Below are 19532 nucleotides of genomic sequence, written 5' to 3'. Positions count from 1 at the left end.
GAAATATATGGAGACAACTATTGCGGTCAAGGAAAGGTTAATTGAGGAAAAGCTTATTGGACTTTGGAAAGAGATCTTAGAACAAGAAACCATTGGTACAGATTCTAATTTCTTTGATTTAGGGGGGAATTCCCTTTTAGCTATGCAATTTATTCAAATGGTGAAGAATAACATGGGAGTAAGATTGCCAATCAAAGTGTTGTTCGAACAATCAACCATACAGGAACTATCTGTACTCATCAAACAATTGGACGATATTAATAAGTTAAGTTGAATGGAAAAGAATTGAGGTGATGTTCTATGAACAGGATCATAAGTGAAACGGAAGATAGGCTATTAAACATGATTTCAATTATCATCGAACCTCTTAAAATATCACTATTAGAGGACATGAATGCATCACTAAGTACAAATGAAAAAAAGGATGAGTTTTTGTCTTCGATAAAACGGGAGTTCGGTATTCAATTAACATCTGAAATCATTACAAGTCAATGGAACATAGAAAAGTTGGCAAGTTTCCTGGACATGCTTCTCAGCATGAGAGAAGACGAGGTCAATAAGCCTTATAAACGTGGAAAAAGGGAAGGGATGCTTTCTCATAATCAAGATCGAATGTATCTGTTTGACAGTCTCGATGAAAGGAAAATGCTCTATAATATGCCATTTAAATTCATTTTAAATGGCGTAGTGGACATTGGTGACTTACAACAGGCATTAGATATCATGATTGAACGCCATGAAACTTTACGAACCAATTTTAAGGGTGAAGAACATCAAGTACTTCAATTCTTGTCAAAAAACAGCAGTAACTTAATAGCCTATGAAGACTGTCGGGAAGTAGGCCCCGAAGTCAGTAATATAATGGTCACCTCTCATCTTACTGAAGAAATGGAAAGATGTTTTGATCTGGAAAATGATCGGTTATTTAATATGAAGCTATTTCGAATTGAGGAAAAAACGTATTATTTAGTATGCAATTTTCACCATATCATTTTTGATGGAGTATCGTTTGTAACCTTTTTCGAGGAGTTAATGGAGATTTATGAAAGGATTCAAACGGGCAAGGTTGGTGATATTCCTCCTGTGGACATGCAATATTTAGATTATGCTGTCTGGCATAAGGAGTGGGTCAGGGAAAGTACGCCAAGCCAGAGGAGGTTTTGGGAAAGTTATTTAGATCGGGAGGAAGAAGCATTAGAACTTCCATTTGACTTTCAGCGTCCAAAATCACCTTCTTATTCTGGTGACAGACTGGAAATGCCTATAACGGATGAACTTCGTTTATTGATAGACAGGATTTTAAAGGAGAATGGCACAACTTTATATACTTTTATGATGACCGCCTATCAAGTGTTTTTAAGTCAGTATACCGGGAAGAATCGAATCATTGTTGGGAGTACCGTCGCAAACCGCGGTCAAGAAGAATTTTCCCGGACAGTTGGGTGCTTTGTCAATACGCTGCCACTGAAGTTAACGGTGGATGTTACGGAATCATTTCATGAAATCTTGACCCGAAATCGCAAAGTGATTTTGGATGTATTGGAACATCAGGCTTTTCCATTTGAAAAAATTGTTGAAATCATTAATCCAGACAGGGATCTAAGCCAATCCCCATTGTTCCAAACAGCTTTGGCTATGGAAGAAAGCTTCGAAGGGAATTTTAGCAATTCATTCTTCACGCTTGAACAAGACCAATTCGAAATACCTTTTTCAAACTATGATCTAACTATAAAAGTAAAGGGTTCTCTTGACCTAATACTTGAATTCGAGTATTCCGATGAGCTTTTCAAACGGGAAACAATCGAAAGACTCATGATGAGTTTCGAAAAATGGTTATTCCAAATTTGTAACAATACAAATATGCCCATTTGTCATTTGGATTATTTAGACGAAAATCAAATGAATAAATTGTTATTTGAGTGGCAAGGTGAGGTTTCGGATTTACATCAAAATGAGACGATCACCTCCATTTTGGAAAGAATCGTTAAGAAGCATCCAAACAAATTAGCCGTTGCTGATAATGGTAAGACCATTACCTATTCAGAATTAGATCAAAAGTCAAATGTGATTGCGAAATTGCTTAGAAACTATATGGAAAATGGCTCTAATAAAGTGGGCCTGCATGTTAGCAGATCTATTGAGATGGTAATCGGCATGTTGGGAATCATTAAAGCTGGATGTGCATACGTTCCGCTTGATCCCATGCTACCAGCTGAACGGTTGGAATATATCATCAATGATTCAAAAATGGACATATGCATTACGAATCAAGTTGTGGTACCTGCGATTAAAAAGATAGCTAATGTAATAGATCTTGAATCTGTCCATTACATGGATTCCGAATGCTGTACCGAAATGATTACACCATCAGATCTAGCTTACATAATTTATACTTCCGGCACGACAGGAAAACCTAAAGGCGTCATGTTATCCCATAGAGGAGTAGTGAATTTAGTAATAAGTCAAAACAAGTACTTACAGCTTGATATGACCTCAAAGGTATTACAATTTGCTACCTTTAATTTTGACGCTTCTATATATGAGATTTTTGGAAGCCTATTAAATGGTGCAGAGCTGCATATCGGGAATAATAAAGAGGAAATGTTTGATTTATTCGCATTGGAAAATCAAATCAAAAGTGAAAAGTTAACGCATCTAGTATTGCCGCCAGCGGTATTACAAGAGCTCAATATAGATGGATCTGATGTGAAATTCGTTGGTTCAGCCGGATCTGAATGTCCAATAGCTTTGCTGGAGCGCTATCAAAATATAAATTTTTATAATGCCTATGGTCCAACGGAATATTCAGTATGGACCACGATTGAAATGTTTAAAGCGTTTGAAAAAAATGAAACTACTAATAATAAAGTATCGATAGGCAAACCAATCCTGAATACTGACGTCTATTTATTAAGTCCTGAGCAAAGACTCGTACCAATAGGTGCTGCAGGGGAAATATATATTGGTGGTGAAGGATTAGCTGTTGGATATGTGAATAATGATGATTTAACAAAAGAAAAGTTCATTGAACATCCTTTTAAAGCTGGAAAGCGTTTGTATCGCAGCGGTGACCTTGCAAAATTCACGAACAATGGTGAGTTGATTTTTCTGGGGCGTAAGGATAATCAAGTGAAAATAAGAGGCTTCCGGGTGGAAGTTGAGGAGATTTCGGTCAATCTCAATGCGTATCCGCAAGTAAGTGACTCATTCATTATGGTTCAGGATCAGCCAAACTTAAATAAACAAATAATCGCTTATTTCACATCAAAACAACAGGTTGATAACGATCACTTAAAAGCATTTTTAAAAGAGAGATTACCAAGTTACATGATTCCTTCATTCTTTATGCAAGTGGACAATTTTCCGTTAAATGCAAATGGGAAAATTGATTCAGCAATTCTTCCGGTACCAGTCACTAGAAACAATACATCAGAAGAACCTAAGACGTTTAATGAGAAAGTGCTTCTTCAGATTTTTAAGAATGTCTTAGGGTTAGATGACATAAGTATCCGAGATAACTTTTTCGAACTTGGTGGCGATTCCATTCAGAGCATCCAAATATGTTCCCTAGCAAGGCAGGAAAGTATAATCATCAGTCCAAAATCAATTTTTGAAAATCAAACGGTAGCTGAGCTTGCAGCCGTTGCAAAAACTGAAAATAAAGTCATGATTCAACCAATAGCCACTAGAGGAAATGTGGAATTGACCCCCATTCAAGAATGGTTCTTTGCTGAACACACGACTTCCATCAATCATTGGAACCAGTCTATTGTGTTTAGTAAAAATTCCTGTGCCCTAATGGAGGATATTGAAAGTATTCTATCTCAAATCGTGGAACATCATGATGGATTGTTGACCTTATTTGAAAAGCATGACGAAAAATATATCGGGAATATAGACTCTGAACACAAAACATGGGAGTTAGTCTATAAGGATATTCATCATTTAGATGAGGAAACGCGAATAAAAACGAGAGATGAATGGGAAAGTACGGTTCAAGGTTCATTGGATATAAGTAATGGACCGATCATGAAAATGCTTGTTTTAAAAGAACAAATGAACAAGTATCGCTTCTTTTGGGTAATCCATCATTTATTAATCGATGCAGTTTCCTGGAGGATTTTACTTGAAGATTTCAATCATCTCCATGATCAAGCATTAAACAATCAAAAAGGGAAACTCGCCTATAAAACTTCATCATTTAAGGACTGGTCAAATTTCTTAAAGAAATACAATGAAACGTTGATGGACCCTGAAACACTCCGTTATTGGGAACAAAAAACAAAAAGTGAAATAACGGATTTCATGATAGGGGAAGACTTTATAGCTACGCAAGAAAGAACGGTGGAGAAATCATTCGGTGAAGAAGAAACTGAGTTTTTGATCCAGGAATTAACAGGGCAATCTAAAGCGACTGTAGAAGAAGTATTGTTGTCATTAATTGCGAAGAGTTTGAACCAATCTTTTGAAGTGAAGAAATTCTGGATAGAAGTAGAAGGGCATGGCAGGGAAATGGTGGACGAAACAATGGATGTTACTCGGACCGTTGGCTGGTTTACTGCGATGTATCCAATATTGCTGCATTCAGATAAGGCGTTTGATGATACTTTAAAAAACACGAAGAATGCTATAAGGGAAATTCCGAATAAAGGTTTTGATTATGGTGTGATCAAGTATTTTAGTCCTGGGGTCATTCAGGAGCCGGATATCCACGTTACTTTTAATTATTTAGGAAGGTTGGACTCTCAATTCGAATCATCCAATAGCCAGGACTTTGGTGAATTTGAACAAAAACCGAAACTCCATTTTTTGGCCATGATTCAGGACGGAAGACTAATCTTAAAAATAATTTCAAAATTAGCTGAAGAAAAAATGAGCTTATTAATAGAAGCCATTGGCAAAGTCGTGATGGAAATCAAGGGATCTGAATTTGATCAAGGTTCTTTAATAGAAAGTGATTTTCCAGATGCGATGCTTACTGAGGAAGATCTGTTTCAAATATTGAATTCTAATAAATAAGGTGAATACTCATTTAATAGAATGAAGAAGTCAGTAGATAGGATGGAACACAACGATAATGGAATCGGGAGGCGCTAAATTGGAGAAATCTATTCAGAATATCTACTCATTAACTCCGCTTCAAGAAGGAATCCTCTACGAACTGGAGATGAACAATACAGCAGAGAACCTTTACATTTCTCAAATGCGAATCAGGATAACGGGCGCTCTTGAGGTAAATGCATTATTCCAGGCGTGGAGTCAGGTTGTAGAACGTCATGAAGCATTAAGAATGAAGGTCATCTCTAAAAATATTGAAAATAATGTTCAGGTTGTATTCAATGCAATGGACTATCAACCAGAAATAATCGATATGACAGAGTTGAGTAAACATGATCAATTAAATGAAATTCAGAGAGTGACATCAAAATCCCAGGAGATGGATGTGAATAACTCCAATTTGATGAAACTCCAGTTAGTGAGAATTGAAGAAAATCAGTATATCTTGATTTGGACTCATCACCATATAATTTTGGATGGCTGGAGTACCAGCATAGTCATCGATGAACTCTTTGTTACTTACAGCCGAATTGTAGGAAAAGACTCCAAACGGCTTATTGAAAAGCCAAAGCAATATGGAGATTTTATCCGGTATATGAATAAAATCGATGCGGAAGATCTAAATCGTTTTTGGAAAGAGCTAGCAAAGGATATTGAGCAGCCGACAATCACATTCCCCGTGCTGAAATCTGTGAAGGAAAACCAGCAGGAAAATGATCTATTTTGGGAGCTGGATAAAAAACAGAGTGAGCTTTTAAGAGAATTTGCCGCTAAAAACCATGTAACGATTAATGTATTATTGCAGTTAATATGGTCCATCGTGCTAAAGGAAATGTCCAATCATAATCGAATAGTCTTTGGAATTGTAAGCTCTGGCAGGTCGAATAACTTATTCAAATCAGAAGAAATTGTTGGTCTGCTCATTAATACGATTCCAATGATAGCTGAAATAAACGATACTGACAGCGTTACTGATTTACTGAAACGGTTCCAGGAAACATTAAACAATATGCTGGAACACTCTCAAATTTCTTTAGTGGATATCAAAAGGCATACGAAATTAAAGAAGGAAGATCCCATTTTCGAAACGTTATTTGTTTATGAGAATTATCCGGAAGCTAAAAATGAAGGCAATAGTATCAACTGGGAAGTTGAAGGTGGAAAAGAATCACATAGCTTTCCGTTATCATTACAAGCCCAGGATAATAAAGAAACCATTAAATGCAAATTGTATTTTAATCGCTGCTTCATAGAGCGTTCACTAGTTAATGATATCCAAAAAGCCTTCATGCAGATTGCCCATCAAATTACAAAAGCACAGCAAATTGACGAAATATATGTCGATGTTGATTTTTCAAAACTAAAGAATAATGTAGGTAATGGCTTTCATGCAACAAGTGACCATTCGATCACTTCGGCATCGGTTAATCAAGAACTTAAAGAAATATGGCAAGAGTTTTTCTTGAATACTGAGATTAATGGTGATTTCTTTCAATTGGGCGGGCATTCGATAACAGCTATGAAATTGGTATCTAAGGTGAATAAAAGACTTGATGCGAATATAAAATTGACTGATTTGTTTGAAAATCCCACATTAAAATTGCTAAGTCATAAGATCTTTCCAGAAGTGATTACATCTCCTAAAGATGAAACGCAATTAGTTTCATCATTTGTAGAAAAGACATTTTTGGAGGTCTTATCAACAAGTCAAATCGAAAAAGATGCCGATTTTTTTGAAATGGGCGGACACTCGATATTAGCCATGAAGTTATTGACAAAGTTAAATAAAGAATACAACCAAATTCTAACTTTGAAAAATATTTTTCAAAATTCAACGATCGATTCGTTGACGGCCTTCATCATGACTCGAATTTCAAATACTGACAGTGAGCACAAAGAAATCCAAACAGAAAATCATGTTTTATCCAGTAACCAAGAGGCTTTGTGGTTCAACGAAAAACTCAATGGTAAAACAACCAATTATAACATTCCTCAGAAATATAAAATTACTGGCAAAGTGGATACTTCACTCCTGGAAAAATCCGTCAACCATGTCATTGATAGACATGAAATCTTAAGGACCATCGTGCATGAAAAGGACGGTAAAGGCTATCAAGAAGTTAAGGAAGATTTGTACATTAAAATAAATGAAATGGACCTCTCTGAATTAAAGGCAGAACAGCAAACGACCCGTATGCTACAAATTGAAGACGACGTCCAATCGGAAATCTTTGAACTTGAAAAAGGTCCTCTCTTGACATTGAAACTTGTTAAATTGAGTGAAAATGAGTCTGTTTTATTTGTGAATCTTCACCATTTTGTTTTTGATGGATGGTCAGTGAGTATATTTTTAGATGAATGGTTATCATTTTATGACAGTGAAGTGAATGAAAAGGAACTTAACCTTGGAAACGACTTTACACAATATAAGGATTTTGCCATTGAGCAAAAAAGCTGGTTGGAAAGTAACATTAAAGAAGAAACGCTATTTTGGGAAACAAACTTATCTGGGGAATTACCTAAATTGGAGCTTCCTTTAGATACTATGCGTACAAATGAAAATCGCAACGATGGCAGTAGTTTTATAGTGGAACTAACAAGGGAAGAGCTCCAAGGTTTAAAGCGGATGTCCCTTGAAAAAAACTCGACATTATTCATGACACTTCTAACGATGTACCAGTCTTTTCTAGCAAAATATACAGGTCAAAACGATATCATTGTCGGAAGTCCTTTGGCGAATCGAATGATTGAAGGAACAGAGAAATCGATAGGTTATTTTGTCAATACACTGCCATTTAGATTAAAGCTGGGACTCGAGGAAACATTTGAAGAGATTCTTCAAAGAAATACAAGTCATATCATTGAAATCTATGATCATCAGCAAATGACATTGGAGAAAATTGTTGAAATCATTAACCCTGAAAGAAATTTAGTAACCACTTCTTTATTTCAAACCGTCTTCATTTTACAAAATAATGCTAAAGCTGCATTTGAAAGTGAATACATAAAGATAACGCCTGAAGTAATAAAATCAAAGGTAGCAAAATTCGATTTGAGTTTAGCTGTGGAAGAATATGAAGATAAACTTTTATTCGCTTTTGAGTATAATTCAGGTATTTTCAATGAACAAACCATTCGATTATTAGGTGAAAATTTCTTGGAGTGGATTCGGACAATTACATACGAGCCTGAACGATACATTGACCAAGTATCTGTAGTGAGTAAGAAGCAGGAGAAAGTATTATTGGAAGAATGGCAGGGAGAAACCGTTCAGTTTGAGGGGATCGATGATACAATCCCAGAAGCATTCTATAAAATTGTTGAGCGATTTCCTGATAAGATAGCCATTGTTGATGGTCCCAGAACCATTACATATCGCGAATTGAATCATAAGAGCAATCGTCTTTCACGCCATTTAATAAGCAGGGGAATTTCTACAGAAGAAAGAATCGGAATTTATGTGAATCGATCAATTGATATGGTTACCGGGATGTTGGCAGTAATTAAAGCTGGAGCTGCGTATGTTCCATTGGATCCTCATTATCCTAATGAGCGATTAAGCTATATGGTTCAAGATTCGTCCATTTCCTATTGTTTGAGTCACAAAGAATTCGGTGTGAATGAATTGATCGATTCAGCTAAAATAATATATTTTGAAGATATTGAAGAAGAATCAGATCTGTTAATGGACGCCAATCTTCACATTCCGGATCAGAGAAATCTAGCGTATGTCATTTATACTTCGGGAACGACAGGCAGACCAAAAGGAGTCATGTTAGAACATAGAGGAATCATTAACTTAGTGTATAACCAAAATAAAATGATGTGCTTAGACACATCAGCTAGAGTGTTGCAATTCGCTACATTTAATTTTGATTCATCCGTCATTGAGGTTTTCAGCTCACTTTTATTTGGTGCCGAACTGCATATAAGTGTGGATAAAGAAAATCAATTTGACATGAGTAAACTTGTTGAACAAATTAAGGGAGAAGGAATTTCCCATATCATTTTACCGCCTGCCGTGTTGAAGGAACTGCCAATCACGGAATTGAACAGTATTAAAGTACTGGGATCTGCAGGTTCTGAATGTCCATTTGAGCTCGTTTCAAAGTTTAAACATATATCGTTTTTTAATGCCTATGGGCCTACAGAATATTCGGTGTGTACAAGTTTTAAACTATTTCCTCCGAATGAAGAGGTAGCGAATGAATTCGTTGTTTCAATTGGGAAGCCTCTGACTAACACAGTTGTACTTGTTTTGGATGAAAACCGGAAACTAGTTCCGGCAGGATCGGTTGGTGAACTATACGTTGGAGGAATTGGGTTAGCAAGGGGATATTTGAATAATGAGAGCATGACAAATGAAAAGTTCATAGCCAATCCATTCAACCCTGCAGAAAAAGTATATAGAACCGGGGATTTAGTTAAGCATAACAAAGCTGGGGAATTAGTCTATATAGGCAGAGCGGACGATCAAGTGAAAATAAGAGGATACCGGGTTGAACTATCGGAGGTTAATGTTTCCTTACGAAAGATGGAAGAAATTAAGGATAGTTATGTAACGGTATTGGAAGATGAATTTGAGAATAAAAGGCTAATTGCTTATTATACGGTGAGTGATGTGGTTTCGATAGAATCAATCAGAAGACGATTGAAAGAAACACTGCCTGCATTCATGATTCCTGCTCATTTTATGCAACTGGATAAATTTCCTTTGACGCCGAATGGGAAAGTTGATCGGAAATCCCTGCCGAAATGGACGGAACAGATGGACGAGCGGAAGGGAAAAGTGCTGGATGTGCAAGAATTGTCCAAAACTGAAACAGCGCTTCTGACAATATGGAGAAACGTTTTAAATGATCCCACTATAGGCCCGGATGATAACTTCTTTGAATGTGGCGGTGATTCAATCATCAGTATTCAAATATGCTCTGCTGCAAAAGAAAAAGATTTATTTATAACTCCTAAAGATTTATTTGAATACCAAACGGTCCGCGAGTTGGGGAATATTGTGAATGAATTGGAGCAAAACCAAGTGGTTCAAGAAACAATATCAGGTTATGTCCCGTTAACGCCTATTCAATCATGGTTTTTTAATGAAAATCATGAGAATATCCATCATTGGAATCAGTCCGTAGTATTAATGAAGGATAATACATTATCAACTGAACAATTTAAAAAAATCATCATGAAATTAATTGATCAGCACGACGTATTAAGGACATTATTTGAAAAACATGGTGATTCATATATAGGGAATATTGGGAATGCTGATACAGCATGCGGTTTTTATGAGTTTAATGTTTCAAGTTTTAAAGATGAAAATAGTTTGAAGGAAATTAAGGAGCTAGAAGAAAACGCCCAACAAAGTTTAAACATACACAATGGCCCCATGATGAAGTTTCTTCTATTCAGGGATCAAAGGGAGGTAAGGATCTTTTGGGTGATTCATCACCTCATAGTTGATGGTGTTTCATGGAGGATACTTCTTGAACATTTCGAAAGATGTTATCAGCAGATGAAGAATGAACAAGAACTATCACTTCCTTTAAAAACGACTTCTTATAAACAATGGTCCGAGAAACTAAACGAATATCAGAACACTGACCTATCGGAAGAAGCCGTTCAATATTGGGAAAAGGAAATGAATACTCCCGTTTCTCCGCTAACGAAAAGCTTAGGAGAAACGTGTGATTTTGAAAACATGTACAAAATAGAAGTGGATGAGGATCAAACACAAAACCTCATTAAAAATACATTAAGAAAACATAAAACGACGATTGATGAAGTTTTATTATCAGTTATCGCCCAGGTGTTTTCCAATCGTATGGGAATCAATGAATTTTGGCTCGATTTAGAAGGACATGGTCGAGAGGATATTGAGGAAGGCGTTGATCTTTCAAGGACGGTAGGGTGGTTCACCTCCATCTATCCAGTAAGGATTGAAGGAAGGGCGTCTTTGGGATCTACACTGAGAAATACGAAGAACATAATAAGAAGTGTGCCGAACAAAGGGTTTGACTTTGGAATCCTAAAGTATATTTCCACTCGGGATTATCGTTATCCAGAAAGCCTTGTGAGTTACAACTATCTAGGTCAGTTTAATAATACAGGTGATATGGAGCAAACCAATAGCAGCAATATCGATTTGAAATACAAATTTCCATATAAACTCAATTTTGTCGCTAGCATCGTAAACAATAGACTCATGCTGAATATTATCGGGGATAGCAACAATGAAAACTTCCAAATGATATGTAAAGAAGTTGAAGCACAATTAAACAAAGTTTTAAGCGGAAGTGCAGATTTGAATGACTCTATTATCGAAACGGATTTTGAATCAGAGGAAATAGTTGATGGAAGTACAATTAAGCATTTCATTAATAAGTTTAATAACATTGAAGAGATTTACCCAGTGACATCACTTCAAGAAGGGATGTTATTCCATAGCGAAGTAACTCAAAGTCCTGAATATATCTCGCAGCTATCCATCGACTTAATAGGCGATCTTGATCTGGATAAATTAGAAGAAGCCTGGAATGATACTTGCAGAAAATACGGCGTCCTAAGATCGGTTTTCAGGCGCAATCAATTGGGGGACCGTTATCAAATCATACTCAATGATATTTATTATGTGTTTAATCATGTGAATCTAACGATGTTCAGTGTAGACGAGTCAGAATCCAAGATAGAAAATCTATTAGAACAAAGCAGGAGCAGACAAACGGATTTAGAGAATGGGCCGCTCATGAACATCACCTTAATTCAGCTATCGGATCATCGTTTTAAATTCATCTGGACACATCATCATGCTTTAATAGATGGCTGGAGCCTGCAAATCGTCATTAATCATTTTTTGGATAATTATCGAAATCCATCCAGTACGTTAAAAGACAGTGATGAACATAAGTATGCTTATAAACAAGTCATGAACCATGTAAGAAATATTAATAAACAGGAAGAAGCAGCTTTCTGGAACAAAGAGTTGAGCGATTTCGAACAAGTAAAAGCACTGGTGAGTAAGAAAACGGATAAGGAAGCTTTTACATCGGATAAAGTTATTGAATATAGCTTACCTGAAGAGCTTACTGAAGAATTGATAGAGTTATCCAAGCGGCATAGAAAAACAATTAATACCGTTGTTCAAGGAGTTTGGGGAATCGTTCTATCTTACCTTAGTGAAAGCAACTCAGTATGTTATGGGGTGACAAGCTCAGGAAGGAACCTCAGCATTCCGCATATCGAATCAGCTGTAGGCTTATTGATCAATACTCTTCCATTCTCTTTGAAAATCGATTGGGAGGATGATTTACAATCCTATTTCACCGCTATTCAAAACAAGCAATTACAAATGAGAGAGTATGAGTTCAGTTCACTTACGGATATAAAGCGATACGCTGAAATTCCATGGGATAGGGATTTATTTCAACATATATTTGTATTCGAAAATTATCCGAGCGCAGAACAGGCAGATGATTCGCCAATCATGATCGAAAGTTCAGTTGGAAGTGAATCAACTAATTTCGATCTTACGTTCTCTGCAGCTGTAGTGCAATCAAAGTTGCATTATAAAATCATTTATAAAAACAATAAATTCGATGAAAATGAAATTTTAAGTTTTATGGATTCCATGCAAGAAATATTCTTAAATCTAACAAAAGATGAAACACTATCTATTGGTAAATTAATAAATCACTTGAAAGTTGGGGCCCGATGATAAGTAAATCGATGACGACGAATAAATTGATGTCAATAACTGAAGCTTTTAAAAAAATGGCGGGCGATAATCAATCAAAAGCGGCACTTTATGAAAATGAACGGCAAATAACTTATAAAGAATTAGATATTCTCTCAGATAATCTTGCCAAAAGGATCATTGATTTGGGAATTCAAGAAGAAACAATGATCGGGATTCCAAGCAAAAGGTCCATTGAACTGATCATAGGGATGCTTGCCATTATAAAGTCTGGCTGTTGCTATGTTCCAATAGATGAAAAGTACCCATTAAAAAGATTGGAATATATGCTTGAGGATACGGATATGGAGTTCTTCTTATCATTTAATGATCATGAAGGGAAGCTCAGTGAATTGGATATTGAACCAATTCCATTTGAGATTAAAGAACTGAGCAGGGAAGGGCACACTCCTGTGAACCGTTCTTCAGAGAATGGTCTAGCGTATGTTATTTATACATCTGGAACGACTGGAAAACCAAAAGGCGTAATGATAGAACAAAGAAGCGTAGTCAATTTAGTATTGAACTCTGAAATACTTGAAATAAACGAAAATAATAGAGTGGCTCAATTTTCCAACCCTTGCTTTGACGCCGCAACTTTTGAGATATGGGGAGCGTTATTAAATGGAGCAACATTATTCCTGATGACGAATGAGTTCACTTCTTTTGATGATTGGAAAGAAGCCATATCGATTGGAAAGGTGGATGTAGCTTTTTTTACGACCGGTCTTTTCAATGCAATGGTTGATGAGGATCCATTAATTTTTGAAGGATTAAAGAAAATTGTGGTTGGCGGAGATAAAATCTCGATTTCCCATGTCAAAAGATTGAAGCAGACAATCGGTCATTTTTCCTTAATTAATGGGTATGGACCAACTGAATGCACAACCTTTGCCATTTGTCATGAAGTTGAAGATAAGGATGTAGATGTTATTCCTATTGGAAAGCCATTGACCAATGTCGAAATCAGGATTTTATCTGAAGAACAAGTTGAGGTAGGCGATGGTGAAATAGGCGAAATCCACATTGGCGGTCAAGGGGTCATGAGAGGCTATTTAAATCAGCCACAATTAACACAACAAGCTTTGATCATGGATGATTTGAATCAAACGAAGTGGTATAAAACAGGTGATCATGGCATCCGGTTAAATAATGGTGAGATCCTTTACAAAGGACGAAAAGACAGTCAAGTGAAAATTCGCGGCTTTAGAATAGAACTGAATGAAATTCAAGATAAGCTTGATAAGTACATGAAGGTTGAAAGTTCAGTAGTAGCAGTTAAAAACATCAATGATGAGAATTATGTTATCGCGTATTACAAACATAAGGATGAAAACGCGAAAAATGCTGAAAAGGATATTAAAGATTATCTGGGCAATGAATTGCCGAATTATATGATTCCACACTTTTTTGTCAGAGTGGATGATTTTCCGCTTAATGCCAACGGTAAAGTGGATAAAGCGAAATTATTGGAAATGGATATCATGCAAAATAAGACTTTTTTAGCCAATCAAGAATATGGAAAGAAAAAAGAAGTATTGGAGATTTGGAGAAATATATTAGGAAATCAAAGTTTAGGATTAGACGACAACTTCTTTGAAAATGGAGGCCATTCCATTTTAGCTACCAAACTGGTCTATATAATGAAGGAAACTGTACTTCCTGAAGCTACTTTACAGATTTTATTGGAAAATAATACAGTGAATAAATTTGTTGGTGCACTTGAAATTGATTCATCTGGCAGTATGGAAGCTGTGATGGAGAAGGACTCCACACTCGATCGATCGCTTATGGAGAAAATAAGGAAAATATGCACTAAACCAGTTAAATTTGAAAAGAATATGATGATTACTGGTGGAACAGGGTTTTTAGGAGCCCATCTATTAAACAAATTGTTACGGGAATTGGAACATGTCAAAATATATTGTTTGGTTAGATTTCCTTCAAGAAATAGATTGAAAGATACTTTAATGAAATATGGTCTTTGGCAGGATGAGTTCGAAAGTCGAATCGTTGTAATTGAAGGGGATTTTAGTAAACATCAATTCGGTTTGGATGATATTACATATGAGAAATTAAGCAATGATGTTTCCCATGTATATCATGTCGGTGCCGAAACGAACTTCTTCGAGCCGTATAGTAAATCAAAGGTTTCAAATGTGGATGGTGTAGTGGAGATCATTAAGTTTGCTTCATCATACACTCGGAAAAACATCTATTATGCGTCAACGCTTTCTGTCTTGACCGGCGAAAGGAAATGGGATGAGGAAGACGAATTGGTTTACTCCCCCGATTTAATGATCGGGTACAGCCAGTCCAAATGGGTAGCAGAGAAACTGCTTCTTCAAGCAAGGGAATATGGACTGACAATCGATATTTTTCGATTAGGCAGGATTTCATCTAATTCACTAAACGGGGTTTGGAATGAGAAGGATATGCTGTACAAGGTTTTTGAATCATTTATTGAACAAAGGATATTGCCATTTAAAGAGGAAATTCATTTTGAATTGATGCCAGTCGACTTTGTAAGTGAGTTTATGTATAAAATATCAAGATTGAATGAGAATCAGAAACTCGGAATCTATCACATGTTCAATGATCAGAGGGTTTCAAGTGAATTCGTGACCTCCTTCTTCGAAAAAAATAATATACCTTACTCCAATATGGATTTGCAAGAATGGTTACAATCTTTAAAGGAAAAGACACAATCTAATGAGATTCATTCATTAAGTGCTTTGTCCCAGTTAATTGATGAATCAACAAAATTAAAAGAGTCGGAAATCCTTCAATCCAAAACCAAGAAGGATATGGAATGGCTATCAATGAAAATGCCGGAAATTGATTCAAGGTATGTGGAAAGCTTTATGAAGTTCATGTTGAAATAATCTTTATTGAACTGGAGAAGGGGGATGAAAGGACTGAAGAAAACACTTTTTTGTTTCCCTTATGCTGGGGGAAGTGCATCTTTTTATAGAGAGTGGAAATTTGATGACGATGTGATAGAGGTAGTCCCGCTGGAATACCCTGGACATGGCAGTAAATATAGTGAACCATTGCGTGATCATATGGCTGATCTGACGGATAGCCTAATGGAAGAAATGGAAACGAAATATCAAATTCAATCATTGGAAAACATCTCTTTGTTTGGACATAGCATGGGTGCGATAGTAGCCTATGAAATTGCGGCAAAATTAGAAGAGAGATATGGCAATAAAGTAGAGCATTTATTCATTTCAAGTAAATCGTCCCCAGATTATAAAGTAGGTCAAATCGATTGTTCTAATTCAAATAATTTAAAACAATCACTGAAAAAAATCGGGGGAACGAACAAGGAGCTCTTAGAAACGGAAGATTTCATGACATTATTCCTGCCGATAATACAATCGGATTTAAATGTTTTAGCCAACTACCACGATGAAAATAAACGCAAAAAAAAGGTGGAAAATAAAGCAGTTTTGCTATTGGGCTCAGAGGATTCCGTGACGAAGGAAAGTATGGAAAGCTGGAATGAATACATTGAACATATTGAAGGATTGCATATATTAAAGGGAGATCATTTCTATTTAAAGCAAAACCAAGATATTGTATTAAAAATCATTCAAGAGTATTTACTAAGAAGTCGTTGTGAAATTCTGATTTAGGTATATGCAATTGTTTGTGAACTCGGATTAGGAATAATTAATGTAAAAAGAATATGACCCAAAAGTGTTCAGATCATGACTCTAGAATTATGGATTATATCCAGATTTTAAAGATGAAATGATTTCAGACACTTTTGGGTCCTTTTTTTCTATCTAAGCTATAATGCGACTTTGGTTTTTAAGCTGGTTATTAATGGGCTAGACACTATTTATTGAAATCATATATATTATCATGTAAGGCTCAAATTGGAGCAGCTAAAGTCTCTAAAGTTAATGGGGAACAATTATCATTGGTTGTTATTATTATTATCAGCCAGTATGTTTGGGGATATGATTAAACATTGACTCATAACGGTACGAAAAATTTACCTTTGATATAAAGAATATGAAGCAAAAAAATGCTCCAAATAGTTTTTTTGAAAGAATGGATCTCTATACAGATTTTCATGTTTAATTAGAAAGATAAAGAAGGGTTGACGCAATTGATAACAACGACCAAATTTTATAAGAAAAAACGATGGATGATTCCGATCTCTATCATGATCATTCCAATTATCCTTGTATTAATAATAGGGAAATTCACACCGGTACTTAATACCTTTATGATCAAGCAGCTTTTCGAAGCAGATTCTTTTGCATCTCCTAAAAACATGGAGATCATTAAAGAACAGGTTCATGTCGAAAAAGATTTAACTTATGATAAGCATGGAATGGATAATAGTATTTTAGATATTTATTATCCCAAAAATATGAATAAACCACTCCCCGTTATCATGTGGATACACGGAGGTGCTTTTGTATCAGGCAGTAAGGAACAAACAAAAAAATATGGAATGGCATTAGCCAATGAGGGATATTTCAGGGCAACAAACAGGACAACAAAATCAACAGCAAAATCAACAACAAAATCAATTAATGGAACAAATCCAGCAATTTGCTAGCCAAGCACAAAACCAACTGCAACAAACTGATCAACAATTACAACAGTCCATTCAACAAGCAATCCAATCTTTAAACCAATGTCTTCAATATGCACAAACAACTCAAGCGCTTAACCAGATCAATCAAGTAGTAGGTCAAGCACAACAGCAATTTAACCAATTGGGTCAACAGCAAGGTCACCAACAAGGTCAACAACAAATGAGCAATCAGCAATATGGCCAAATGGGACAACAACAAAACCATTTACAATAATTTTACCTAATTCAATCTATTTGAGAATCCAGTACTATATTGGATTCTCTTTATTTATGTATTTAAATTTTTAACCGGGTATTCCTTGTTTATAAACCCGATTATCAATGCAATAAATACAACATAAATCCAATGGAGTGCCGGTAATTTCATTCATCCCCATGATCCGTCTACCCTTATAAATATGTCTAGTTACAGATTATGAGGGAGGTATGGGGTGGTGAGTTGATTGATAAATTTAAGGCTTATCTTCTTTATTTTCAACAATACTTCAAGTATCCTTAATTTGAATAGCGACTATAGTAAATGAGGGATAAGCCGTGAAGCAAATATATAGTGATGTCATACAATTTCGGGGTACACATTATGAGTTTGGGTACATGCAAGGGAAGGAATTAAAAGATTCACTTACGGTGAAAAATCGTGAAGATCAGTGGAAGATTAGGCAGCCGCGATTTACGGTTGAGGAAGAAGAGGTCAAGAACGCAATTACACAATTCGCCCCTGGAGTTTGGGAAGAATTACTGGGGTTGCAAGAAGCGTTGAAATGGCCAATTGACCGCGTGCTGCAAGAGTTCGGTGGATATCGATTGGATTATGTTCGGTCGGGCTGCTCCATCATGACTGGCGATGATTATCTGATTCGCAATTATGATTACCACCCAAAGACATATGAAGGACGCTATGTTTTATTCCAGCCAACCGATCAAGGGTATTCAAGCATAGGCCCGAGTCAGCGAGGGACTGGCCGGATGGATGGGATGAATGAAAAAGGTTTGGTGATAGGCTATAATTTCATGAACCGCAAGAACCCTGGTGATGGTTTCATTTGCTGCATGATTGGCAGACTGATTGTTGAATCGTGTGCGAACGTACAGGAAGCGGTCGCGATGTTGAAGGAAATCCCGCATCGTCATTCCTTCACTTACGTCGTCTATGATAAAAGCGGAAGTACCTATATCGTGGAAACCTCTCCGAGAAATGTAGAGGTGCGCACGTCAAATGCCTGTACCAATCACTTTGAAATCATGAAAAATGAGAACCGTAACCATCTTATCGATTCGAAACGCCGATTGGAGATCATCCAAGATCATGAAGGGAGACTTTCATCTGCCTACGATGCTTACAGGTTGTTTAATGATACCGATCGAGGTGTCTTCTCGGATTTATATAGCAGCTGGGCAGGAACGATTCATACATCCGCTTATTTACCTAAGGAGATGAAAGCTTGGATTGCCTTGGGAGGGAACCAGGAGCCGACTTCAATAGATTTTGCGAAATGGCTCGATGGGGAAGATGTTGATTTAGAACGAATCAAAGGTGTAATTGATACGGATATCCCCTTCGTGCATATGGATGAGGGAGCGAATTGGTTTCGGAATTGAACGTTCTTGAACCCTTTAAGTAAATTTCAATTACGTTGAATAAGTAAGATATTTAAAGGGCCCAATCCTTGGATTGGGCTTTTGCTGTTCTATTTTTAGGCAAACGGATCCTGGAACTTTTTATTAGTGGATCTGCCAGTAATATAATATGATAGAGGAACAGATTTTGGATTGGGATTAAGAAGCTGGAAGTCTGTTTGTGTACAATGGATAAGGGGATGTGCGAATGTTTTCTACAGCTATTGGATGGTTTCGGTTTATTACAATAATTGAGGGGATCTCATATGTTCTATTGCTTGCTATTGGTATGCCCATTAAGTACTTATTGGATATTGGGGAAGTAACACTCATTTTAGGCAGCATCCATGGTTTCTTATTTGTCGTGTTTGGGCTATTACTGCTCTATGTGAGCATTAAATCAAAATGGTCCTTTTTTAAAATGGCGATGATCTTCATCGTTTCATTCATCCCATTTGGGAATTTCGTAATCGACCGCAGGATATTGAAGCAAAGTTAAAT

9 protein-coding genes are annotated in these 19532 nt (G+C 36.3%); all 9 read left to right on the top strand.

All coding sequences use genetic code 11. The features are described 5' to 3' along the window. The first annotated feature begins 7 nt into the window (after positions 1-7). On the top strand, positions 8-274 hold the full coding sequence (locus tag ACFX4X_RS11720) for a phosphopantetheine-binding protein (RefSeq protein ID WP_377383575.1): 267 nt from the start codon (positions 8-10) through the stop codon (positions 272-274). A gap of 26 nt (positions 275-300) precedes the next feature. Continuing rightward, complete coding sequence (locus ACFX4X_RS11715; RefSeq protein ID WP_377383572.1) at positions 301-5019, top strand: amino acid adenylation domain-containing protein; 4719 nt, start codon at positions 301-303, stop codon at positions 5017-5019. A gap of 79 nt (positions 5020-5098) precedes the next feature. After that, entirely contained in the window at positions 5099-12775 is a 7677-nt protein-coding gene (locus tag ACFX4X_RS11710; protein ID WP_377383569.1) for an amino acid adenylation domain-containing protein, read from the top strand. Then, on the top strand, positions 12772-15678 hold the full coding sequence (locus ACFX4X_RS11705) for a non-ribosomal peptide synthetase (protein WP_377383566.1): 2907 nt from the start codon (positions 12772-12774) through the stop codon (positions 15676-15678). The genes ACFX4X_RS11710 and ACFX4X_RS11705 overlap by 4 nt, the downstream gene beginning before the upstream one ends. Before the next feature lie 24 nt (positions 15679-15702). After that, positions 15703-16434, top strand: coding sequence for a thioesterase II family protein (locus ACFX4X_RS11700; RefSeq protein WP_377383563.1), 732 nt, complete (start codon positions 15703-15705; stop codon positions 16432-16434). A gap of 602 nt (positions 16435-17036) precedes the next feature. Continuing rightward, positions 17037-17375 carry a carboxylesterase family protein gene (locus ACFX4X_RS11695; RefSeq protein ID WP_377383560.1) on the top strand — a complete coding sequence of 113 codons (339 nt, stop codon included), beginning with the start codon at positions 17037-17039 and terminating at the stop codon, positions 17373-17375. Beyond that, positions 17350-17628, top strand: coding sequence for a hypothetical protein (locus tag ACFX4X_RS11690; protein WP_377383557.1), 279 nt, complete (start codon positions 17350-17352; stop codon positions 17626-17628). The genes ACFX4X_RS11695 and ACFX4X_RS11690 overlap by 26 nt, the downstream gene beginning before the upstream one ends. A gap of 320 nt (positions 17629-17948) precedes the next feature. Next, positions 17949-19013, top strand: coding sequence for a C45 family autoproteolytic acyltransferase/hydrolase (locus tag ACFX4X_RS11685; RefSeq protein WP_377383555.1), 1065 nt, complete (start codon positions 17949-17951; stop codon positions 19011-19013). 226 nt (positions 19014-19239) lie between these two features. Next, complete coding sequence (locus tag ACFX4X_RS11680) at positions 19240-19530, top strand: DUF3817 domain-containing protein (RefSeq protein WP_125161863.1); 291 nt, start codon at positions 19240-19242, stop codon at positions 19528-19530. Positions 19531-19532 lie beyond the last annotated feature (2 nt).

Origin of the sequence: Peribacillus sp. YIM B13481 (assembly GCF_042787985.1) — a bacterium.
In the GTDB taxonomy this organism is placed as follows: domain Bacteria; phylum Bacillota; class Bacilli; order Bacillales; family DSM-1321; genus Peribacillus; species Peribacillus simplex_A.
This window is presented reverse-complemented; position numbering and strand designations above follow the sequence as displayed.

Bases quoted from the DNA above. Each gene is read 5' to 3' on its own strand.
- ACFX4X_RS11690 (WP_377383557.1), top strand. From the start codon at position 17,350: ATGGAACAAATCCAGCAATTTGCTAGCCAAGCACAAAACCAACTGCAA.
- ACFX4X_RS11700 (WP_377383563.1), top strand. From the start codon at position 15,703: ATGAAAGGACTGAAGAAAACACTTTTTTGTTTCCCTTATGCTGGGGGA.
- ACFX4X_RS11695 (WP_377383560.1), top strand. From the start codon at position 17,037: ATGATCAAGCAGCTTTTCGAAGCAGATTCTTTTGCATCTCCTAAAAAC.
- ACFX4X_RS11720 (WP_377383575.1), top strand. From the start codon at position 8: ATGGAGACAACTATTGCGGTCAAGGAAAGGTTAATTGAGGAAAAGCTT.
- ACFX4X_RS11715 (WP_377383572.1), top strand. From the start codon at position 301: ATGAACAGGATCATAAGTGAAACGGAAGATAGGCTATTAAACATGATT.
- ACFX4X_RS11705 (WP_377383566.1), top strand. From the start codon at position 12,772: ATGATAAGTAAATCGATGACGACGAATAAATTGATGTCAATAACTGAA.
- ACFX4X_RS11680 (WP_125161863.1), top strand. From the start codon at position 19,240: ATGTTTTCTACAGCTATTGGATGGTTTCGGTTTATTACAATAATTGAG.